Annotated in this window: 22 protein-coding genes and 4 pseudogenes; 14 read left to right on the forward strand and 12 right to left on the reverse strand. The window is 62.3% G+C overall.

From position 1 onward, the window contains the following. The first annotated feature begins 212 nt into the window (after positions 1-212). Positions 213-695, forward strand: a complete 483-nt coding sequence (locus ACSW29_RS30480) for a hypothetical protein (protein ID WP_448278977.1) — start codon at positions 213-215, stop codon at positions 693-695. Positions 696-747: 52 nt separating this feature from the next. On the opposite strand, the gene ACSW29_RS30485 is transcribed toward ACSW29_RS30480, so the two are convergent. After that, positions 748-876 (reverse strand): hypothetical protein, encoded by a 129-nt coding sequence (locus tag ACSW29_RS30485; RefSeq protein ID WP_257216444.1) that lies wholly within the window; start codon positions 874-876, stop codon positions 748-750. Between the two features lie 36 nt (positions 877-912). Between ACSW29_RS30485 and ACSW29_RS30490 the strand changes: the two genes are divergently transcribed. Further along, positions 913-1146, forward strand: a complete 234-nt coding sequence (locus tag ACSW29_RS30490; protein WP_054827579.1) for a hypothetical protein — start codon at positions 913-915, stop codon at positions 1144-1146. On the opposite strand, the pseudogene ACSW29_RS30495 reads toward ACSW29_RS30490, so the two are convergent. Then, positions 1043-1559, reverse strand: a pseudogene (locus tag ACSW29_RS30495) (IS30 family transposase); the annotation flags it as partial. The gene ACSW29_RS30490 and the pseudogene ACSW29_RS30495 overlap by 104 nt on opposite strands. Beyond that, a complete protein-coding gene (locus ACSW29_RS30500; RefSeq protein ID WP_448278980.1) occupies positions 1556-1810 on the reverse strand; it encodes a hypothetical protein in 255 nt (84 codons plus the stop codon). The gene ACSW29_RS30500 and the pseudogene ACSW29_RS30495, both read right to left, overlap by 4 nt. Here ACSW29_RS30500 and ACSW29_RS30505 point away from each other — a divergent pair. After that, positions 1764-2016: pseudogene (locus ACSW29_RS30505) on the forward strand (integrase core domain-containing protein); the annotation flags it as partial. The gene ACSW29_RS30500 and the pseudogene ACSW29_RS30505 sit on opposite strands and share 47 nt — an antisense overlap. Before the next feature lie 121 nt (positions 2017-2137). Here the strand turns inward: ACSW29_RS30505 and ACSW29_RS30510 are convergent. Further along, the gene (locus tag ACSW29_RS30510) at positions 2138-2479 is read right to left on the reverse strand and encodes a DUF4873 domain-containing protein (RefSeq protein ID WP_027498244.1); all 342 of its coding nucleotides are present in this window, start codon (positions 2477-2479) and stop codon (positions 2138-2140) included. Positions 2480-2611: 132 nt separating this feature from the next. Here ACSW29_RS30510 and ACSW29_RS30515 point away from each other — a divergent pair, with 132 nt between their 5' ends. The 5 genes from ACSW29_RS30515 to ACSW29_RS30535 all read left to right on the forward strand — a co-directional run bounded on the left by ACSW29_RS30515 (position 2612) and on the right by ACSW29_RS30535 (position 8142). Next, a complete protein-coding gene (locus ACSW29_RS30515) occupies positions 2612-3580 on the forward strand; it encodes an AurF N-oxygenase family protein (protein ID WP_027498243.1) in 969 nt (322 codons plus the stop codon). A gap of 158 nt (positions 3581-3738) precedes the next feature. Next, positions 3739-5253, forward strand: coding sequence for a flavin-containing monooxygenase (locus tag ACSW29_RS30520; protein ID WP_027498242.1), 1515 nt, complete (start codon positions 3739-3741; stop codon positions 5251-5253). Between the two features lie 39 nt (positions 5254-5292). Then, complete coding sequence (locus ACSW29_RS30525; RefSeq protein WP_115304720.1) at positions 5293-6162, forward strand: SDR family NAD(P)-dependent oxidoreductase; 870 nt, start codon at positions 5293-5295, stop codon at positions 6160-6162. Then, positions 6159-7229: a ferredoxin--NADP reductase gene (locus tag ACSW29_RS30530; protein ID WP_115304719.1), complete on the forward strand. Its 1071-nt coding sequence runs from the start codon at positions 6159-6161 to the stop codon at positions 7227-7229. The genes ACSW29_RS30525 and ACSW29_RS30530 overlap by 4 nt, the downstream gene beginning before the upstream one ends. Then, on the forward strand, positions 7219-8142 hold the full coding sequence (locus ACSW29_RS30535) for an alpha/beta fold hydrolase (RefSeq protein WP_027498239.1): 924 nt from the start codon (positions 7219-7221) through the stop codon (positions 8140-8142). Before ACSW29_RS30530 ends, ACSW29_RS30535 begins: the two co-directional genes overlap by 11 nt. Positions 8143-8172: 30 nt before the next feature. Here the strand turns inward: ACSW29_RS30535 and ACSW29_RS30540 are convergent. Then, positions 8173-8539: pseudogene (locus ACSW29_RS30540) on the reverse strand (AMP-binding protein); the annotation flags it as partial. A 106-nt stretch (positions 8540-8645) separates the two neighbouring features. Between ACSW29_RS30540 and ACSW29_RS30545 the strand changes: the two are divergent. After that, a complete protein-coding gene (locus tag ACSW29_RS30545) occupies positions 8646-9398 on the forward strand; it encodes a TetR/AcrR family transcriptional regulator (RefSeq protein ID WP_054827597.1) in 753 nt (250 codons plus the stop codon). A 31-nt stretch (positions 9399-9429) separates the two neighbouring features. Here the strand turns inward: ACSW29_RS30545 and ACSW29_RS30550 are convergent. Then, a pseudogene (locus ACSW29_RS30550) lies at positions 9430-9944 on the reverse strand (transposase); the annotation flags it as partial. Between the two features lie 571 nt (positions 9945-10515). Here ACSW29_RS30550 and ACSW29_RS30555 point away from each other — a divergent pair. Beyond that, entirely contained in the window at positions 10516-11070 is a 555-nt protein-coding gene (locus ACSW29_RS30555; RefSeq protein WP_115304718.1) for a PaaI family thioesterase, read from the forward strand. Positions 11071-11085: 15 nt separating this feature from the next. Here the strand turns inward: ACSW29_RS30555 and ACSW29_RS30560 are convergent, their stop codons facing one another. After that, positions 11086-12639: an MFS transporter gene (locus tag ACSW29_RS30560; protein WP_054827582.1), complete on the reverse strand. Its 1554-nt coding sequence runs from the start codon at positions 12637-12639 to the stop codon at positions 11086-11088. A 124-nt stretch (positions 12640-12763) separates the two neighbouring features. On the opposite strand from ACSW29_RS30560, the gene ACSW29_RS30565 reads away from it, so the two are divergent. After that, entirely contained in the window at positions 12764-13468 is a 705-nt protein-coding gene (locus ACSW29_RS30565) for a TetR/AcrR family transcriptional regulator (RefSeq protein WP_448278978.1), read from the forward strand. Between the two features lie 334 nt (positions 13469-13802). Here the strand turns inward: ACSW29_RS30565 and ACSW29_RS30570 are convergent, their stop codons facing one another. From ACSW29_RS30570 to ACSW29_RS30580, 3 genes are read right to left on the reverse strand one after another with little or no spacing between them, the layout of a single operon-like run. Next, positions 13803-14438, reverse strand: coding sequence for a class I SAM-dependent methyltransferase (locus ACSW29_RS30570; protein ID WP_042925990.1), 636 nt, complete (start codon positions 14436-14438; stop codon positions 13803-13805). Positions 14439-14441: 3 nt separating this feature from the next. Further along, positions 14442-14873, reverse strand: a complete 432-nt coding sequence (locus ACSW29_RS30575) for a DUF5313 family protein (protein WP_042925988.1) — start codon at positions 14871-14873, stop codon at positions 14442-14444. Further along, entirely contained in the window at positions 14870-15115 is a 246-nt protein-coding gene (locus tag ACSW29_RS30580; RefSeq protein WP_042926020.1) for a YgaP family membrane protein, read from the reverse strand. Before ACSW29_RS30580 ends, ACSW29_RS30575 begins: the two co-directional genes overlap by 4 nt. A gap of 134 nt (positions 15116-15249) precedes the next feature. On the opposite strand from ACSW29_RS30580, the gene ACSW29_RS30585 reads away from it, so the two are divergent. After that, on the forward strand, positions 15250-17430 hold the full coding sequence (locus tag ACSW29_RS30585) for an MMPL family transporter (RefSeq protein WP_054186659.1): 2181 nt from the start codon (positions 15250-15252) through the stop codon (positions 17428-17430). Between the two features lie 115 nt (positions 17431-17545). Then, complete coding sequence (locus tag ACSW29_RS30590; protein WP_042925979.1) at positions 17546-17809, forward strand: metal-sensitive transcriptional regulator; 264 nt, start codon at positions 17546-17548, stop codon at positions 17807-17809. Between the two features lie 93 nt (positions 17810-17902). Here ACSW29_RS30590 and ACSW29_RS30595 read toward each other — a convergent pair whose 3' ends face one another. Then, positions 17903-18439, reverse strand: a complete 537-nt coding sequence (locus ACSW29_RS30595; protein ID WP_042925977.1) for an Rv2732c family membrane protein — start codon at positions 18437-18439, stop codon at positions 17903-17905. Then, entirely contained in the window at positions 18436-19641 is a 1206-nt protein-coding gene (locus ACSW29_RS30600; RefSeq protein ID WP_054186660.1) for an NAD(P)/FAD-dependent oxidoreductase, read from the reverse strand. The genes ACSW29_RS30595 and ACSW29_RS30600 overlap by 4 nt, the downstream gene beginning before the upstream one ends. 578 nt (positions 19642-20219) lie before the next feature. Here ACSW29_RS30600 and ACSW29_RS30605 point away from each other — a divergent pair. After that, on the forward strand, positions 20220-21614 hold the full coding sequence (locus ACSW29_RS30605; protein WP_042925976.1) for an MBL fold metallo-hydrolase: 1395 nt from the start codon (positions 20220-20222) through the stop codon (positions 21612-21614). Positions 21615-21629: the final 15 nt, after the last annotated feature.

Raw genomic sequence — 21629 nt, forward strand, 5'->3', positions numbered from 1 at the left:
ACGACCGAACGAAACCGCACCCCGAGCCCACTGAGGTCGAGGACAGCGCGGCAGCAGCGACGCCGGATGGCGATCTACTGATGGACGAAAACGCCCCAGCCGCGTCCGCCGTAGCCACGGCTAGGGCTGGACACAGCGACGTCGACCCCCCCTCGCCAGGTGGGCACCGCTGGTCAGCATCGCCGCGATCACGTGCCGTGGTGGTTTCGGCCGTGATCGTGGTGCTCGCTGTGCTGGCCGGCGTGTTCGCCTACCTCTACCTCGAGGCCGACGAAGCGAAGTCGGTATTGGAAAACGACGCCGCGCAACGGGCCGCCGCGGCGAAGGCCGCCTCGGATTACACGACCAGATCCCTGACCTACAGCTACCAGAACACCGACGCCTTTTTCGCGGCAGTCAAAGAGGACGCGGGTGAGGCTCTAGTCAAGCGGTACGACGAGGTTCGGCCGACGCTGACCCAGATCATCCAGCAGGCCCAGGTGCAGGCGTCGGGACGCGTTTTGGCCACCAGCGTCACCGGTGACACCGGTGACACCGGTGACGCCGACGGAGAATACACGGTGATGGTCTTCGCGAGCCAGAAGACGCAGAACGTGCAGAATCCACAACCGAGTGAACTGCCGACATTGTTGAAGGTGGTCGTAACGAAAACCGCCCAGGGCTGGCAAATTCAGGACTATAGCCCAGCTGAATGAGACGGCTGCTCCGCAGAAGGAGTTCCACGAAGAGCAAGATGCAGGACGGTACTCATTCTTCGACGCGGTCGCAGATGTCGGAGATGTCGGCGGGGTCGACGCCGGTGAGGAGTTGGGTGATCTCTTCGGGTTGCGGGTGCCCCTCGATCGGGTCAGTTTGCGAGTGGTCGAACACCGACATAATCGGGAATGTCGGGATTTTGCAGGCCTCCTCGCCGTGCCGACGGTCAAAGACACAGCGATGGTCACCACGGCGCTGAAGATGGCGTTGTGGCGACGAGATCACGGTGGACGCCGCGTCGGCTCAGGGCTCATCCATCACAGCGATGCCGGCCGTCAGGGCGGATTCAACCTGTCGTCGCAACACAGTGCCGTGAAGCCGAGCGTATCTGCTCTGCAAGCACTTCCGCTGGGGTTCGCCACCCATGTGTTTTGCGCGGGCGGTTGTTGAGTGCATCCGTCACGGCCTGAACGTCACTTCGACGGTATCGAGCGAGATCGGTTCCCTTCGGAAAGTATTGTCGCAGCAATGCATTGGTGTTTTCGTTCGTTCCTCGCGGCCAGGGGCTGTACGGGTCGCAGAAGTACACACGGATCCCGGTTTCTGCGGTCAACTCCGCATGACGTGCAAGCTCCGCCGCGGTCCCAGGTCACCGATCTGCGCAGGTGCTCCGGCAGCGGTGTCATCGCAGCCTGGAGTGCATCGCGGACCGACTCCGATCCGTAACCGGACAACGCCGGCCCGTTCTTCACCGGGGGCGCATCCCCGTACCCATCCTTACGTGGCAGATGCAGCAACGTGGTGAATCTGCTGGTGCGTTCGACAAGCGTACCCACTGCGGACCTGCCCAGCCCGATGATCAGACCTCACCCTTTTCGTCGCGGATCACGCCCGAGAGCACTTCCTGCACGTACTCTCGAAGAGGTTCGTGTTCAACGAGTTTGGCTACCTTGGGTCGCCTTGCCGCAAGATCGGCTTTCCATTGCGCCACTGATGTGCGGTACTCGAGCTTGCCGTCGCGGGTGGCAGCGTTGCGAGGGGATTGCGGCATCGATCCGCTGTGTCGGGATGCGTACGACAATGCGTTGGCCGAGAGCACAATTGGGTTGTTCAAGACCGAGGCAGTATCGAAGAGAAGCCCGTTCCTGAACGGCCCGCTCAAGACCATCGACGATGTCGAGTTCGCCACGATGGGATGGGTCGACTGGTTCAACCAACGCCGCCTCCCACAGCACCCTCGACTACCTCACACCAGACGAATTCGAGAAGGCCTACCACAGTCAAGAATCGGCTCTCCGCCCGGAGATGTTGCAAGCGTAGGAGCGGCAAGAAACCCGGGACGGTTCACTGACACGGCGCGCCGTCTGGTGGCGTTGCTTCACCCGCCTGGGCGCTATCGGACTGGATGCTGGGGAACGCCCCAGGGCGCAAAGCGGGTCGGTCAACCCTGATGTTCACTCTCTGCTATCGACTCAACTTCCTCGAGCGTGGTGGGGATGTGGTACGGCGGTCTGCTCGTGCCCGAGATGCGATAGCGGTCCCAGAAATCAGGGTCGCCCACGACACACTCGGCGCGTCCCTCTGGTGTCGCAAAGACGGCAACCGTGCGCCTTCCCGAGAGGGCGGCGTGGAGCGCATCATTCTTGTCGATCCTGCCGTACCAGGTGTATAAGCCGTTGAGGGGCTGGAAATAGCCTTTGATCTTCACCCCGACAGCAATCTCCTTGCCACGGCACACCAAGGTGCCCTCGCCGGAGTAGTCGAGATCGTGGTCGTCAGACACGCAAGGCTCACTTTCTTCACTTCGAACATTGACAAAAGAACGCATTGGCGCAGACACTATCAGTATCTGGTACCCGGAGTACGGGTATGAAGTCGAGACTCAGCTCGGCCCGGAACGCAACGGAGGTGTCACATGACCGTTCAAAATGTGGAGACCAAGCCCGACGTCTCAACGGAAGGCGCTGCGCGTGTCAGCGCCCGCAAGCCCGTCGACATGCAGAGATCTGCCGGCCGACTGCTGCGGGCGGCGGCCGAAAAATTCTATGACGCGGAGATCGACATCGATTGGGACTCACCCTGGGAGGAAGGAAAGTACTACCTGCCAGAGCATCGGGTCTCGCTCTACGGCACCAAGCTGTGGGAGAGAATGAGCGATGAGCAAAAGGCGGAACTCGGGCGCCACGAAATCGTCAGCATCCTCAGCTTCGGTATCTACGCGGAGAATCTGCTCAGCTCGGCGCTGCTCCGAACATCCGCCAAAGGCGCCCTGACAGATCAAAGGTCCCTCTACGCCCTTAACGAGATCGGCGACGAGGCACGTCACTCGACGATGTTCGCCCGACTGATCAACAAGACGGGCCTGGCACCGTACAAGTTGCCGAAGGGGTTCTTGAGCATCGCGAAGATCTTGCACTTTGTGCCTCTCGGCCCGTCCGTGTCCGGCGCGACTCTGCTCATCGAGGAGATCCTCGACCGCGCTCAGCGCGAGGCGATGAATGACCCGAAAATGCAGCCGCAGCTGCGCCAGCTCATGAAGATCCACGTTCTCGAAGAGGCCCGTCACATCACGTTCGCGCGGCTGGAAATGGTGGAAGGGATGCAGCGTCGCGGACGCATCTCGCGCGCCTGGCATAGAGGCACGTTGGCGGCCATTGCGAACTTTGCATACCCGTTGCTCATCAATCCGAAGGTATATCCCGATGTCGGAATCAGCCGTCTGCGCGGCCTGTGGGCGCAGCAGACGAGCCCGAACTATCGCGTCAACTTGCAGTTCATGTCCGAGCCGATGATCCGATTCTTCCACGAGGCCGGAATGATGGAGGGGAAGTTCACGATGGCGATGTGGCGCGCAACGCGCAGCCTGCCCGACGATCTGCGCTAACACGCCCGGCCCGGTCCGCGCGTCCCACAGCCCATTCCTCGACCCCACGACCGGATTCCTCGGTTCGTGGGCTTGGGCGGATGACATTCCCACACCTGCCACGCGTCACGGCGCGCCGTGCGGGTCCGTTTTCTGCATTCGATCAGGAGATTTTCACAATGCCGTCCTCCAACGCCAAGTCCGCCGCCACGGCGACAGACCCGGGAATAACCGAGCCCATCACTACCAAAGTTCTCATCATCGGCAGCGGCTTCTCTGGCCTCGGTATGGCCGTCCAGCTCCGCCGACGCGGGTACAGTGATTTCATCGTTCTAGAAAAGGCCGACTCCGTCGGTGGGACGTGGCGCGACAACACCTATCCGGGATGCGCGTGCGACGTACCGTCACTGATGTACTCCTACTCGTTCGAGAGTCGCGGTAGCTGGTCGAAGGTGTGGTCCTCGCAGCCCGAAATCGAGCAGTACCTGAAAGATATCTCCAACAAGCGTGGTGTCACTCAGAAGATCCACTTCGGGCAGAAGTTGGTCTCCGGATACTGGAGCGAGTCCGAATCTCGGTGGCACCTGCGTACCGAGTCGGGCCGGGAGTACGTCGCGCAGTACATCGTGTCCGGTGTCGGCGCTCTGCACATCCCGAATTTTCCGAATATCCCCGGAATCGACGAGTTCGCCGGTCAGGCGTTCCATTCGGCACAGTGGGACCACACGGTGGATCTCCAGGGCAAGCGGGTGGCCGTCATTGGCACCGGTGCCAGCGCGATTCAGTTCGTGCCGTTCGTGCAGAAGGACGCCGGCACACTCACGGTCTTCCAGCGAACCCCGGCTTGGGTACTTCCACGCAAGAACTTCGCGGTGCCGCCGGTACTTCGGACGCTGCTCAGCAAGATCCCTATTACTCGCCGCCTCGCTCGGTGGTCGGTCTACTGGGGCGCAGAGAGCCTGGCCTTCGGGCTTAACGGCCACTCCAACCTTATGCGACCGATCGAAAAGGTGGCGAAATGGAACATCGAGCGTTCTATCACCGACCCCGAGCTCCGCCGGAAGCTGATGCCGTCCTACCGCATCGGATGCAAGCGCATCCTGGGATCGAACGACTACTACCCTGCGCTCGCCGCCCCCAACACGACAGTGATCAGCGATCGGATCGAAAAGATCACTGCCGATTCGATCGTCACCCCTGACGGCGTGTCACACCCTGTGGATGTGATCATTTACGCCACAGGGTTCCATGTCACGGACGGGTTCGATCAACTCGCGCTCAAGGGCGCTCGGGGCGAGGACTTGCCGTCGCACTGGCACCGGACGGGCATCAATACCCACCTCGGCATCACCACCGAGGGCTTCCCGAACCTGTTCTTCCTGCTCGGACCTAACACGGGTCTTGGGCACAACTCTGTCGTGTTCATGATCGAGCAGCAGATCAAGTACATCATGAAGGCCATCGACGCCGTCGACAGTCGAGGTGCGGAGCGTGTTGATGTGCGGGCCGAGGTTCAAGAACACTTCAACAAGAGCATCCAACACAAGCTCGCCAAGGGCGTGTGGACCAACGGCGGATGTACGAGTTGGTATCTGGACTCGCAAGGTGTCAACCGTACGGTGTGGCCCGGGTTCACCTGGCAGTACTGGCGAGCGACGAAAGACTTCGAGCCCGCCGAGTACGAGATCGCCTGACAATCCAACCGTAGGTCATCGAGAAGTGAGTATCCGACAGTGAGTAGTTCGACAGCAGGCAATTACGCGACCCAGGTCGCAGTCGTCACGGGAGCCGCCTCAGGGATCGGTCGGTCCCTTGCCCTCCAACTGGCCGAACGCGGGGCCAGCCTTGCCTTGTCCGACGTCGACGAAGTGCATCTCGAGGAGACGGCGGACATGTGCCGTACCGCGCATCGTGCGACCGTGGAGACCGCGGTGTTGGACGTGGCAGATCGTGCTGCGTTCCAGGTTTACGCAGAGAGCGTGCAGTCGTCTTTCGGGCGCGTCAACATGGTGTTCAACAATGCCGGCGTCGCCCTCGGCGCCGACGTTGTCGACATGTCCTGGGAGGATTTCGACTGGCTGATGGGCATCAACTTCGGTGGTGTCGTCAACGGGACCAAGGCGTTCCTGCCTTATCTGATCGCCTCTGGTGATGGTCATCTGGTAAACACCTCCAGCGTCTTCGGTCTGGTCGGGATCCCCAGTCAAAGCGCTTACAACGCCGCGAAGTTCGGTGTGCGTGGCTTCACCGAAGCGCTTCGGCAAGAGATGAAAATCAGTCGGCATCCGGTCACGGTGACATGCGTTCACCCCGGCGGCGTCAAGACTAATATCGTCAACAACGCTCGTGGTGTATCCGGTATGGGGGCAGATACCGCCACCATTGCCTCGATGTTCAACAACATCGCCAGGACCACTCCGGAGAAAGCTGCGTGCGCCATCCTCAAGGGAATGGACAAGAAGAAGCCCCGAGTGCTGATCGGCGCAGACGCACGTGGCTTCGACTTTGTCGCACGCGTTGTCGGTCCGCGCTACCAGGACATCTCTGCGCCTGTCACACGCGCGGGCTACGCCTTGGCTCGTAAGCGGGGGATCATCAAATGACCCTCGAACAGGAGAATCGGCCGGGCACCACCGCGCGATCGCGAACGCTGACCGTGTCGGAGGTCGTGCAGGAGACCAAGGACTCCGTGAGCATCGCCTTCGAAGTGCCTGACGAGATCGTCGACGATTTCAAGCATCTACCCGGGCAGTTCATTACGTTGAAGATCCCGTCCGACCAGACGGGCCACGTCGCACGATGCTACTCGCTGAGCAGTTCGCCTCATGTCGATGACTTCCGCCTCGAGATCGGGGTGAAGCGCACCGCTGGGGGGTATGCGTCGAATTGGTTGTGTGACAACGTTTCCATCGGCATGGAGGTGACCGTCCTCACGCCATCGGGAAAGTTTACCGCTAAGAGCCTCGACGTCGACTTGCTCTTCTTCGCTGGCGGAAGCGGCATCACTCCGGTTCTGTCGCTGGTGCAGTCGGCTCTGGTGTCGGGCAGTGGGGAAGTTGTCCTGTTCTACGCAAACCGTGACTCCGATTCGATCATGTACGAGTGCCGGCTTGAGCAGATTAGATCTGAATTCGCCGAGCGGTTCACTTTGGTTGACTGGCTTGAGTCGGAGAACGGGATTCCCACATCAGAGGCTGTAGAAAAGATTATTCGTGAACACAAGGGATCGGCAATTTTCACCTGCGGGCCCTCCCCTTTCATGGATCTTGTGGAAAGCTCTGCCGCCGCATGCGGAGTGGATCATTCGGATGTACATCGAGAGGTATTCCAGTCGCTGACGGGTGACCCGTTCGACACCGCAACACTGCGTCGACTCAGTGACGACGAGGGTGTAGCTACGGCCACGGTTTACCTGAACGGAGAGTGCATCACCACGGAGTGGCCACGTAACACGCCTCTGCTCGATGTGCTGCTCTCGCGAGGGCACAATGCCCCGTACTCGTGCCGAGAGGGCGCATGCAGCGCGTGTGTGTGCAAGCTCATCGATGGCGATGTCGAGATGGTGCAGAACAACATCCTCGTAGACGACGACATTGAGGACGGCGAGCGACTCGCGTGCCAGGCACTTCCGCTCACCGACGCTGTGACGGTGAGTTTCGATGACCTCTGACTCCTCGAAAGCTGGCCTATTGTCGCGGCGGTCGCGGGAGGTTCTCTCCAGTGACGGCACGAGGCTGTTTGTCGAGGAGTACGGGCTCGGTGATGATGCGCCGCTGCTGGTGTTCAGCCACGGGTGGGCTTGCCAAGGTCGGTTCTGGAGACCTCAGATCGAGCACTTCGCCACCACACACCGTGTGGTGGTGTATGACCAACGAGGGCATGGCTGGAGCGACCGGGGTCGCGCGCCCTTCTCTTCGTCGGTGCTCGGCGACGATCTCGAGGCTGTCTTGCGCGCTGTTGTCACGTCTAATCGTAAGGCATTGGTGACCGGTCACAGTATGGGCGGGATGTCCATCATGGGTTGGGCTGCCGAGCACCCGGAGTCGGTGCCCGTCTTATCCCGCGGTGCCGTCTTGGCGAGTACCGGCCCCTCGCAGTTGGTGAGTAAATCGACGCTAATTGGGTCGCCACGTCGATTCCGCGCCTCACTGGAGCGGGCATTCGCAGCCGGGCTCGCCACCGCGGGACCGGAGATGCTTGACACTCGCTTCAACCGACGGTTGGTGAAATACGGGACGATGGGTCCACACGCGCCAGCAGACGTTGTGGCTGAGTGTTCCGACATAGTACTGCGGTGCCCCCCTGCGGTTCGGGGAATGTGGGGCAGGGTCCTGGCCACCATCGATGTAAGCAAAGGAATCGACTCACTTACGGTTCCGACGACCGTGATCGTGGGCTCGGCCGACAAGTTGACACCCGCGGTTCATTCCATTGATCTCGCCGACCGACTGCAGCAGCGCCGCCGGTTGCATGAGTTCGTGGCGTTGCCACAGATCGGTCACATGATCAACATGGAGGCACCAAACTATTTCAACGAAGCAGCGGCCCGATTGGACGCAGCCACGGTAGGCGATGGCTTTTGAACCGTCGACCGGACACACATGAGCTCGTGAGACGGCCACGATCGTCGACAGGCCGCGCGTGTCCGAGTTGGGAGGGGTCCATCGAGGCGTACAGCATCGATGGCATCGCCACGGTGATCTTTTTTGCGTCGATGGTGCGCAGCACCTCGGCGGATAAAACTTCGGCAGCACCATCATCGGGCCGCCTTTCGTCAGGGTCGGCACGAAGAACGCAGCCCCAGCATGCGACAGCGGGGTGCACAACGAGAATTTAGGGTACCCGGCCATTCTCACTCCGGAGAGTTGAATCTGCGTCATCGTGAACAATGCCGAAGCCTCCGATGGCTCCCTTCGGCTTTCCGGTCGTGCCGCCGGTGTATGTGATCGACACGGTGCGATCCGGCGGCCGATCGGCTGCTTGAGGGAGGGTGCCGAACCGCTGCGAGCGAACCGAGAGGTTTCAGCGAACGGCTCTCCAGCCCGACTCGCTTGAGAGGACCCTTCAGGGTATTGTTAACCCCACAATGTCATTCGTCCGCCGCGTTTCATTTACTCCATCTCAGGTGCAGCGTCGAGTTACCGATGCCCGTAGCACCCGCTGGGATGAGCATAGAGTCGAGGTACGCGCGCAGCTGGTCGACGCGACCATACGGATCATCGAACGGTATGGTGCAGGCGTCAGCATGGACGACATCGCTGCGGAGGCCCGTGTATCTAAACCAAAGCTGTACCGCTACTTTGGCGACAAAGCGGGCTTGAACGCGGCGGTGGCGGCGAAACTCGGTGCGTTGATGTGGGATTCGGCGAAAGCCACTATTCTCGCCGACCAAGATTATGCTTCGGTTGACGACATGGTTCGCTCGTCCGTCCAGAGCTACGTCACGATCGTCGGGCGGTATCCCACGGTCGTCAGATTCCTTATGGCGAATCACTTGTTTCAGTACTCCGGATCGGGAAATGGCGGAGTTGCTGACGAACTGAGGTCGGTGATGGAGGTCGTCGCCGATCGGTTCAGTGAAAGTCTTCAGCGTGTTCACGCAGATACTTCGGTCATTCCCTTGGCCGTGGCGTCCATTCTGGGTTCTGGTCTATCTGCGACTCAGTGGTGGATCGACAACGGTCGTGAGCAAGGGGTGGACGATACGTTCTTCGCCGCACACCTATCAGAGACGACGTGGGGGATCGTCGACGGCGCGGCCGCAACCGTAGGCGTGGCCTTCTCACGCAGTCTGCCATTCAGCCATCCCGGTTTCGCGTCCCGCCACAAAATGGACTGAATCACCCTAGATATCCCAGAATTGTACCTTGTCAAGCTGCGTCGGGTTGTTGCGCGGTGCGGTATGCCCAAGCGGTGTGTTCGTCGTATTCGGTGCAGTGGCGTACGCACCCGTGCAGTGGCCCGACAAGTCTGTTGGCGAGTGCGCGGAGCGCTTGGTGGTGGAGGTCTCCGGTAGCACGGTGTTGGTCGTAGAACGCGCGAGCGGCCGGACTCTGGCTGAGGGCGCAGAACGCCCACCGGTCGATGGCATCGTAGAGCCGCCCGTTGCGGATATGTCGAGCCAGTACGGCCCGCTTCTTGCCCGACGAAACTGTAGGGGTGACGTACCGGCGTAATTCTTGCGAGACTCGGCGTTGGTGTAGCGGTCGACGTCGTCGCTGAATTCACCGAGCCCCGGGCGGCGAGGATGACACCGATTCCTGGCAGGGAGAGGTAGACGGCGGCGTTGCGTGTCAGCGTCCGGGTGTGTTCCAAAATGGCGGGTCAGTTCGGCTTCGAGGTCGCCGATCTGACGGTTCAACTCCGCGATCAGCGCCAAGAGTGCGCCGGCATCGCGCTCGACCTGCGCTGCGAACGCCTGCAACCACGAAGGGCGAACGCTACCGAGCCCGTTTCTGCGCCCGCTGCGCACTCCGCGACGACCTCCATGCAATCTTGATATTCGATAACGAGGACATCGCGCTGGACGCGCTCCTTCAAGCGTTGGGCGCAACAAATCGACCTCAGAGCGCGGTCATCTTGATGCGAGGCGCGCGGGCCTCGCCTGCCGCCGCGGAGCGGCAGAGATTGGGGTCGTCGCAGCATTCGGCCGAGGCAGGTCGGGTGTGAGATAGTTGCATTCGCGAGATGCCCTTCGTGGTGGCTGGAATGTTCCCTAGACAAGAACTCAGTTACGGGCAGTCCGCAAACGCGGCCTCAGAATAGTCATCTCCAGGTCCGAAATCCTCGCGGCAGATCACTTCTCTCTTTAAAGCTATGTCGGCTTGGTCGATCCTTTAGTGCGGTTCACTTCTGACATAGTGCAGTTTATCTTTCGAAACTGACAGCGGTGCAGGCCGAGCGCACGAAGACGCGACAGACTCGGCACAGTTTTTTCACGACAGAGAGGTCCGACCATGAAGAGAATTCCGGACGAGGTCAGCGGGTCGGCCGGCCCCACTATCGAGAACTGGGTGCGCTCGTTCTGGGGCACGACTTCCGAGTCGCCTGATTTACCGCCCCACCACCCCGACTGTCTTGGTTGTGGGCCGCAGAACCCGCACGGCCACGCCCTGTCGGTCCAGCGTGACGAGAACGGCGTGGTGGCTCACCATGTGTTCGATCAACGTCATGTCGGGGCACCCGGGATAGCACACGGCGGCGCGGTGGCGACCGTTCTCGACGATCTGTTCGGCTTCCTGCTCTACACAGTGGGTGAGCTCGCCGTGACGCGGCGTCTCGAGCTCGACTATCTAGCGCCGGTTCTGCTCGGCACTCCCTACGTGTTGCGTGCTGCCGTTCGGTCTCGTGATGGGCGCAAACTGGATCTCACGGCCACGATGGACGATGCGCAGGGCCGCTCGGTCGCCACCGCTACTGCCCTGTTCGTGGTGGTCGAGGTCGAACACTTCATGCAGTCCCAAGCCCGAGCTCAACTCCGGGCCACAGACACGAATCACACCGAAGAATAGACACCCTGGCCGACCTCATCGACGTCCATCACCCGCGGTGGCTGTCGTTCGGCTGCGTCTACCTGGCGCAACGACGGCGAGCACGAGTGCCCCAGCGGCGGTCAGGGCCGCCAACGCCAGTGTCGCCTGACCACTTCCATGTACGAATGCGGCTTTGGCGAACTCGGCCAGCGGCTGGCCAGCTGGTCCTGCGCGGTCGGCGACCTGCAATGCGGCGGCCAGAGAATCGGCCACCGGACCACGGGCTGGCTCGGGTAGCTGGGGCAGAGCCGGCTGGATGTGCTGAACGTAACCGGCCGCGAGCACGCTACCGGCTACCGCAATCCCAATCGCGGCACCGATTTCGCGAGCCGCGTCGTTGACCGCGGCAGCCACCCCGTGCTTGGCCTCTGGAGTGTCCGAGACGATGGCGAAAGTCGCAGGAGCGGTACACAACCCCAAACCCGCGCTCATGATGAGCAGGGGCCACAGCAGGTCAGGGTAAGTCGCAGCGACGGTCAGTCTGCTCACCATCACCAGTCCCGCCGCGATGGTGAGCAGACCTACAGTGGTCATCACCCGCAGCCCAACAATGTTCGACAGCCAGGGTGCAATCACCGAGATCACGATGAGCGGCACGACCATAGGGGTCAACGCCAACGCGGCGGTGAGCGGTCCATAACCGAGAATCAACTGCAGATACTGCACCAACAGCAAGAACACCCCGAAGGTCACCAGAAATTGGATACAGACAGACAGCGCGCCGGCACCGAAACCACGGCGGGCGAACAACCGGACATCGAGTAGCGGTGCCGAGGAACGTAGTTCTACGACGACGAACACCACAACTGCGAACAAGCCCACCGCAGTGCTGATGGCGACGAGCGAATCCGACCAGCCACGGGCCGGAACCTCGATCACAGCGAAGACGATCGCCCCGACTGCCACAACTACGGTCACAGCGCCCACCCAATCGACCGGTGGATGCTCCTGCTGGCGGGACTCCGCGATACTGCATGCCAACCCGGCCAGAACCGCTCCGGCGACGGTCAACCCGACGAACACCGAGGTCCACGACCACTGCTCGAGCAGCACTCCAGCCCCGAGGATGCCCAGGACCGCCCCGGATCCAGCAACCCCGGCCCACACCCCTACAGCGCGACCGCGATGCGCCGGTGGAAATCCCGCGGTCAGTATCGACAGCGTCGAGGGCATGACCAGCGCCGCACCCGCCCCAGCCAACGCGCGAGCAGCGATCAGCCACGCCGGGTCAGCAAGAAACAAGGGCAATGCCGACGCGAAAGCGAACAACGCCAACCCCGCCACGAGCACCCCCCGGCGACCGTAACGATCACCGATCGCACCGGCAGGCAGAACGAAGCACGCCAATACCAACGTATAACCGTCGACTATCCAGGTAAGTTGAGCTTGCGTCGCCCCTGTCGCGACCGCGATCTGTGGCAACGCTGAATACAATGCCGCCATTGCGGCCACCACCAACGCGACCGCCATGCACGACACAATCAACATCCACCACTGGGCGCCGCTCCATCGAGCGACGCCGGCAGAGTCGGATCCACGTTCGTTCATGGCCAGCCTCCCAGTTCGAGACCGGTCGTCTCGGTACGAGACTATTAGTATCATAACTCTGTGGGTGTGACAGAATGGTCATGCGAGGAGATATTTTGTCAGTCAAATGGAGCGGAGCCCGTTCATGGTCGACCCTCTCGTTGCAGCCGAGGGCCCGGCCGATCCCCGGCTGGCGCGCTCACGTAACCGGTTACTCGAAGCTGCCGGTCAGCTGCTGTCCACCGGCGGTGTCGAGGCGGTCACCGTGGAGGCGGTCACCCGCATGTCGAAGGTTGCGCGTGCCACGCTGTACCGACACTTCGGAAGTACCACCGACCTGCTCGCGGCAACCTTCGAGCGACTACTACCCCCAGTCGACACCGATATCGATACCGGTCCGCTACGCGAACGTCTGATTTCGTTGCTCACCACCCAAGCCGACCTCATCGACCAAGCTCCGGTGCAGATGACCACGCTGGCCTGGCTGGCAATGGGACCCGTCAACAGCGGCGACGCCAGCCGGCGCGATCTCGATCCTGGCGCGGTGGTCTCACTTCGGGCACGTGTCATAGAGCAATACCGCAAGTCCCTGGATCAGATCCTGACGGCCCCTGACGCCCGCGATGTGCTCGGCGAGCTCGACACCACCTTCGCCCTCATTCAGCTCCTCGGACCGATAGTGTTCGCTCGCCTCACAGGACTGCGCCACATCCACACCGACGACTGCATCCAAATCGTCGACAACTTTCTCGCCGCCCATGCCGCAAGTGTCCGATCGAGCACTTCGCGCGACAACAGCCGTCCATGGCCGGCCGCGACGCTAGACCCGCAGCTCACCGACGGCCAGTAAAACTTGATGCGAAATTTGACCATCAATGCGCTATCCAGTCAGGGATCGCAGCGCTCACTGGATACGGCCGGACGTGTGCTCGAGAACTCGGAGTTGCACTGCAGTGCACTTCTGACATCGTGCAGCCGTCTTCTGAAACTGACAGTCGTTCCAGTGTCTCGGCGTCGTCGCGAAGTACCGGTGTGCTGATCTCGTTGGCCCTACTTCCTGGGTCGCTCGCCGTGGGCGCGCGACAAGCGTGGGTGGACTGTAAAAAACGACTTCTCGAGTTCGTCGAGACCGATGTACCGGGGCGTGGCCGGCAATTCGTGCCGCGGCCATCGTAATTGCCCGTTCAGGACACCTTTCGGGCGTGAAGACGCTCGACGAGACCGAGAGTGAACCGGTCGATGTCCTCGATGGAGAAGCTCTCGTCACCGGCGATCGCGAGCGAGGGCCGGCGCAGAAAGTGCTCGCCACCGACCGGGACGCTCACCAGTTCCAGAAGGCGTTGGATCCATCGAACCGGCCGGATCGACGAGGCGACGTGATCGGCGAGGAGCAACGTTCCACCTGGACGCAGCACTCGCGACATTTCCGCGAGCGCGATGTCCGTGGCGGGGATGGCGCAGAGCGAGAACGTGCACACCACGGTGTCGAAAGATGCATCGGGAAAATCCAGAGCGTGAGCGTCCCCGAGAGCTAGGCGAGCGTCGGGTCTGACGCCGGCGGCCCGAGTATGCGCCTGCGCGAGCATGTCCGGGCTCAACTCGATTCCGGTCAACGACGTCCCTGCCGGGTAGTGCTCGAGATTGAGTCCAGTTCCCACTGCGACCTCGAGAACCTGGCCTCGGGCGCGACTGCAGATCCAGGACCTGGTGTCGCGGAAGAGGACTCGGTCGAGAAAGGTCATGTGCTTGTCGTAACCGGCCGCTTGCTTGTCCCAGAATCGCTGCCACCGGGCGAGACGGTGCGTTGGATCGACGACCATCGCTCAGTGCTCCCGGCCGGGAGCGATGGGTGCCGCGGCGGTGCGTGAGGCCCCGGACTCGGGGTGCGCCGCGAGATAACGCTTCTTGACCAGTTCCGATTCCTGCGCTTTGCGGGGGTTCGTCAGATCGTGCGGCAGCATGTGCCGCACGAGGCGGCGTTGCCGATTCTCTTCCATGTACGAGGCGGTGAAGAACACCGAGAGCAGGACCGCGAGAAGCACCATGGCACCACGCAACCACAGCTCACCCGGAAAGAACATGAACACGGCGTAGATGGGAAGAAACGGAACCTGGCCGCGAATGAGGTGCCGAACGACGGCGTGATCACCCGTCAGATCGTGGGCCACCCAGTCCGTCATGGTCGAGGGAAGAGGACGACCGAAGGCGTAGCCGACCCACTGCCACGGCGTAGGGCGGGTCCTGTAGCGGTTCACCGGGCCGGGGTCATTGTGCTCTGGCGCATCCCCAGTCGCCGCATTGCCAAGCTGGCCGGGCACCATCCGACTGCAGAATACAGCAGCAGATTGCCACCGACGAATGCTGTCAGGGCATGCCAGCGGCGGTTGTGAAGGGAACCGGCGGCGAGGCTGGCGAGGATCATGGTGCCCGCCAGTGCGGGGACTGCGCGTTCGATACTCGGTCCGCCGGGGCCGGTGAGGGTGTCGGTGCATGACATGAGTTCGGTCCTCGATTCTGTGAGTGTGGTGCGGCACCACATGTATACCCCAGGGGGTAGGTGTCAACATTCAGCATACCCCCCGGGGTACCATGCTAGGGTTCCTCCATCTTCCCGACCAGTAAGGACATGATGTGAGTTCTACGGACGTTCGAACCGACGAGAGTTCTGCAGACAGCTCGCCGCCAGGGATCACCGGCGGGCCGTTGGCGCGCTTCGGTGCGCGCATGGCCGGCAATTTCAAGTGGGTGGTGACGGCGTGGCTCGTGGTCATCATCGGATTGGGAGCATTTGCCCCGTCGGTGTTCGGCTCTCTCGCCGGTGCCGGCTGGCAATCCAACGGATCGGAGTCGGTCCAGGTTCGGGAACTTGCCCAGGAGCATTTCGGTGGGAACTCCTCGGCCGCGATACAGGTGGTCGTGCACTCGGACACCGAGCAGGTGACCGATCCTGCTGTGGCAGCTGTCATTTCCGAGGTCACCGACATTCTGGCCGCCGACTCGCGAATTTCCGAGGTCATCGCCCCGCAACCGGGGATGTCGATCAGCCCGGACGGGCACACCGGAATCCTCATCGGTGGAGCGAACGGGACGACCGACGAGATGGTGAAGGCGGTCGACGATCTCAAAGGCGAGTTGACCGCGGCCTCCACGGATTCGATAGAGGTCTACCCGACGGGAGCCTCCGCGCTGTGGAGTGACTTCAACAAGGCCAACCACGACGCGATGATCAAGGCCGAAATCATCTCCTGGCCGGTCACGTTGGCGATTATGGTGCTCGCATTCGGTTCGCTCGTCGCTGCGGGCCTGCCTCTGCTGTTGACGCTGGCCGGTCTGGTTGCATCCGCGGGTGGTCTGGTTCTGCTGAACGAGATCACGCCGATCTCGGTGTGGGCCATGAACTTTGCGATGATGTTCGCGCTGGCGCTCGGTATCGACTACGCGCTGTTCCTCGTCGTGCGATTCCGGGATGCCCTGCGGAAGACGATCGACGCCGGACGAATCGACTCACGACGCGCGGTGGCCGAAACCATGGATACGGCAGGCAAAGCCGTCCTGCTGTCGGGACTGACAGTGTTGATCAGTTTGTCGGCCGTACTCCTGGTACCTGCACCTGCTGTGCGCACGATGGCGGTGGGCATCATGCTCGCGGTGGTGTTCGTGCTCGCTGCCACACTCACCCTGCTTCCCGCAGTTCTGGGCAAGCTCGGACCGAAGGTCAATGCCGGGTCCCTCCCGTACGCGAAGCGACAGGTGCATCGCTCGCCGAAGTTCGCGTCCTGGGGTCAGTTGTTGCACAAGCATCCGTGGCCGTTCGCCATCGGTTCGCTGTTGATTCTGGTGGCGCTGTCGATTCCGGCGCTGGGTCTGAAGGTCGCCATGCCGTCCATTTCGGTTGTGCCCGAGGATGCTCCGGTCCGGCAGGGCTACGAATTGGTGCAGGCGCAGATGGGTGAGGGTGCACCAGGCATGCTGCAGATCATCGCCCCCACGGCGGAGGCGGAGCAGACCGCGCAGATCGCAGCGAGCGTGGCCGGCGTATCGATGGTGACGCCGCCGATGCCCGCCATGGACGGATCCGACTTCGTCATGCTGCAGGCGATCCCGAACGTGGACCCGTCGGACCCCGCACTCGAGACCACGCTCGACGCCTTGCGCGCCGAGCTGCCCGAGGGTGCGATCGTCGGCGGTGCACCGGCGGAGAACCTGGATCTGCAGTCTGCGTTGAACGAGTATCTGCCGATCGTGGTGTCGGTGATCCTCGTGCTCGGATTCCTGTTGCTGCTGATTGCGCTGCAGGCACCGCTGATCGCCCTGCTCGGCACGGTGGTCAGCCTGCTGTCCACCGGAGCGGCCTTCGGTGTGGCCAAGCTGATCTTCCAAGACGGTCACGGCTCGTCGCTGCTCGGATTCACCCCGCAGGGCTTCCTGAACGGCTGGGGACCGGTGTTCTTCTTCGCGATGATCTTCGCAATTGCGATGGACTACACGGTGTTTCTGCTGTCGAGCGTCAAGGAACACTACGAGAACACCGGTGATCCACACGGTTCTCAGGTCGACGGAATGGCGCACTCGGGACGGGTTATCTTCGCGGCGGCCGCGGTGATGATCGCGGTGTTCTTCTCGTTCGCGCTCGCCGAACCACTGCCACCCAAGGAGATGGGCATCATTCTGGGTGTCGCCGTACTGTTGGACGCCATTCTCATCCGCTTGGTTCTGCTGCCGGTTCTCCTGCGCCTGACCGGCCACGCCGCATGGTGGTCACCCACGTGGCTACGAGCAGTACTGCCCAAGATCGGCTTCTCGCACAGCTGAGTGTCACCGATCTCGAGCAACACAGTGGTGGCCGAGGCCGTTCGGCTTCGGCCACCACGACCACCCTTACCCCTAGGGGTAAACTGGAGTTTCATCGAACGAAGGACTGAACGACATGACCGGTGACACCGAAAGCATCGCATTGGTATTGAACCGTTTGCGGCGTGCGCAGGGTCAGCTCGCAGGAGTGATCTCGATGATCGAGAGCGGCCGGGACTGCAAGGACGTCGTCACGCAACTGGCCGCGGTATCGAAGGCTCTCGACCGGGCAGGCTTCAAGATCGTCGCCACCGGACTCCGTGAGTGCATCACCGGAGCGGAAACAGGGGAGAAGATGACCGAGGCCGAGCTCGAGAAGCTCTTTCTCGCCCTCGCCTGACAACGGTCCGATCACCCCCGCATCGATGCACGGGGGTGATCGGAGCGAGGCAGGGTAGCCGGTTCGAGGTGGGGTGATCGGGCCCGCGACGTGTCAGCCCCTGTGCGCTGGACCGGGCTGCTCGTCCGGGCGGGTGAACACCACACGTGCCCAGAGAACAGTGGAGAGCAACGCGGCCACCGCACCCAGATACAGGCCTGTCGATGGGCCTGCGAACGTCTGCGTCGGTGCCAGTGACTGACGCGCCCAGATCGCAAGCACACCGAAGACTGTGGTGACGCCATTGCCCGCCAATGCCAGAGCGGCCCATCGAAACCGCCGAACCAGACGCGCGATCGAGGCCACCGCAGCGGTGAACGTGACGCTGAATGCGGTGAACAGCGTCGCCAAAACCCCGGCTGATTCCGCGTCGGCGTGTGCGGTGCGTAGAAGAACGTCGTATCCATGGGCGCCGCCGGTGTGTGGAAGCACCACGCCGAGCACGGCCGCCGACACCAGAACGAGCAGATACGGCGTGATCCGGGTGACCACGACCTCCGGTATCACGCGGCGTTCTATGGCCTCGAACACCGACCGGTAGTGGCTCAGGTCGCCCTCGCGGTCGTAACTGTGCGGCGGTCGACCGTTCACGCTCGGCCGGTGAGAATGGCATTCCAATACAACGCCGGCAGTCCGCGTCTCTTGAGGAACCACATGTCGCGGCGTTCGCGGGTGGTGTCGATCAGCGGTATCGAGGGGGCCGGCTGCATCGTGTAGTCGAACTCGGCCAGAAGCATCGTCTTGCGAGAGGTGGTCAAGGGGCAGGAGGCGTACCCGCCGTACTGTGCGGTCAGTGGACGGCCGGCGATGCTCGCCTGCAGGTTCTCGGCGACCACGGGTGCTTGCTTGCGGATGGCGGCACCGGTCTTGGAGTTCGGTGACGATCCGGCGTCACCGAGGGCGAAGACGTTGTCGAATCGACTGTGCCGCAGTGTGTTCTTGTCGATCTGGACGTATCCGGCTGGATTCTCGGGGTCCGCTATGGGGCTGGCCTTGATCCAGTCCGGTGCGGATTGGCGCGGTACGACGTGGAGCAGGTCGTAGGGTAGCTCGTCGGTGGTACCTGCGCTGTTATCAGTGATCGTCACCGATCGGCCGTCCGGGTCGACGGCGGTGACTTCGCTGTTCTTGCGCACCTCGATGCCGTAGCGCGCCACGACTCGTTCGAGCTCCTCGGCGAACACCGGTACCCCGAACATTCCGGGTGTGGGTAGGACGAGGACAACTCGGATGGCGTCGAGCACGCCCTGCTCTCGCCAGTAGTCGGCCGCGAGGTACGCGATCTTCTGCGGGGCACCCGCGCATTTGATGGGGCCGGACGGCATCGTGAACACTGCGGTGCCCGACCGCATCTTCTGAATCATCTGCCACGTCTTGGGTGCGAGATCGTAGCGGTAGTTGCTCGAGACCTGCGGGGTGTCGATCGATTCGGCCATACCGGGCACGGAGTCCCAGTCGAGCTGGATGCCGGGGCACACCACCAGGTGGTCGTAATGGATCGTAGTTCCCGAGGAGGTGCTGACCGTCTGGGCATCCGGGTCGACCCCCTCGGCGCGATCCTTGATCCAGCCGACGCCCTGGGGCATCACCGACGCCTCGCTACGCGCACTTTCCGCGGCCGGGGCGCGGCCTCCACCGACGAGCGTCCACAAAGGTTGGTAGTAGTGGGTCTCTGCCGGCTCGATGATGCCGATGTCGGTCATTCCTGCTCGCCGCAGACGTGCCGCGAGCGAAATACCGGCGTTGCCTCCGCCGATGATCGCGACTTTGTGGTCGATGGTGTGCGCGGACATGTGGTCCTCCTGTTCGAGACACGAGCTCGGTGAGCTGTCTCGATTTCGGTTGGTGCCGGGGTGGTTCAGCTCGACGTCGGTGTGGGCGCGAGCCGTGTGGTCACGACATTGGTGGTCATTGAGGCCAGGTGCACTGCATCCACAGCAGTCGTGCTGGAAGGTCATTCCGGCGTTCGAGCAGGTGGTGCAAGGACACGTGCCGAGGTGTACGGACGCCCTCTCCCTTGATTGATCGTACGGATGTACGTACATTATGGATAAGGCTAGTCGCCGATTCCGACAAACGCCACACTCGGGACGAATCAAATTTCCTCGTCCGCCCCGAGTCGGCGAGTGCCGGACGGCCGAGGAGGACGTGATGGTCGGCAACCGCTGCGGTGTCGCTGTGAGTGGTTGCGCCGCGCTGGATCGGTCGGTTGCGATGCCCCTGGTCGCCCAGTGGAATGCCGCCCATTCCACCTCCACCTTGTGAGATCGGGACCGTGCCTCGCCGCACAGGACCTCCTGAAAATACCCCACGGGGTACCATGAATTTTGACGCCCCTACGAACGCCACCACGATCGACAAGGAGATTTGAATGCTTCTCGAACGCATCTACGACGAAGACCTCGCCCAAGCCGGATACTTCATCGGCTGCCAGGCCAAGGGGGAGGCAGTGGTGGTCGACGCCCGCCGCGACATCGGTGTGTACCTGGACCTGGCCGCTCGGCATGGCATGACCATCACCGCCGTGACCGAGACCCACATCCATGCCGACTACCTGTCCGGCACTCGCGAGCTTGCGAAGGCCACCGGGGCGGTCACCTACGTCTCAGGAGAGGGCGGCGACGACTGGCAGTACGGCTTCGAGGCCGAACGCCTCCACGATGGCGACACGCTGGCTCTGGGTAACATCACCGTGCAAGCCGTTCACACGCCCGGTCATACTCCGGAGCACCTCTCGTTCCTGGTGACCGACGGTGCCTTCGCCGATGCTCCGGGATACATGTTGACGGGCGACTTCGTCTTTGCCGGCGATCTCGGCCGACCGGACCTACTCGACGAAGCTGCAGACGGTGTCGACACCCGTTTCGAGGGTGCCAAACAGATCTTCCGCAGTCTGAAGCGATCATTTGTCACGCAGCCGGACCATATCCAGGTCTTTCCGGGTCACGGTTCGGGCAGTGCCTGCGGAAAAGCTCTCGGTGCGCTCCCGTCGACCAGCGTCGGCTACGAACGTCGCTTCGCTTGGTGGGCCGGGTATGTCGAGCGCGACGACGAGCAGGGCTTCGTCGATGAGATGCTCGACGGCCAACCGGATGCACACGCCTACTTCGGCCGGATGAAGCGTCAGAACAAGCAGGGCCCGGTCGTTCTCGGGCCACTCTCTCCGCTGCACGAGTACGACTCCACCGAATTGGCACGCGCTCTCGATTCCGACGAGGTCGTCCTCCTCGACACCCGCGGCCACGATGAGGTGCACGCCGGCGCTGTCCCCGGAGCGCTCAACATCCCCGGCGTCGGCAAGGCAGCCTCGTTCGGTGCCTGGGTCTACGACCCCGAGCGAGAGGACACTCCACTGGTGGTGCTCGCCGAGGACCGCACTGTCGCCGACGAGCTCCGTGATCACCTGCTGCGGGTCGGCATCGATACGGTGACCGGGTACGTCACAAGTCTACGAGGCCTCCCCATGACGACGCCCGAGACGATCGGTGCGGACGAGCTGGATTCGTTCGACTCGGCAATGGTGCTGGACGTGCGCAACAAAACCGAACACGCCGACGGCCACATACCTGGCTCCGACCAGCTCAGCGGCGGCCGATTGCTGTGGAACCTCGACGGACTGCCCACGGGCGGTCCGATCGTGACCTATTGCCAGAGCGGCGTCCGTAACGCGGTCGCAGCCAGCGCCCTGCGCCGCGCCGGCTACCGAGTCGTCGAACTCGAGGGCAGCTACGCCGCCTGGGCCGAGCGCAAGCTCGAAACAGTCTGATCGAACACGCCCGAA

The sequence above is a fragment of the Rhodococcus sp. GB-02 genome, from assembly GCF_053470465.1.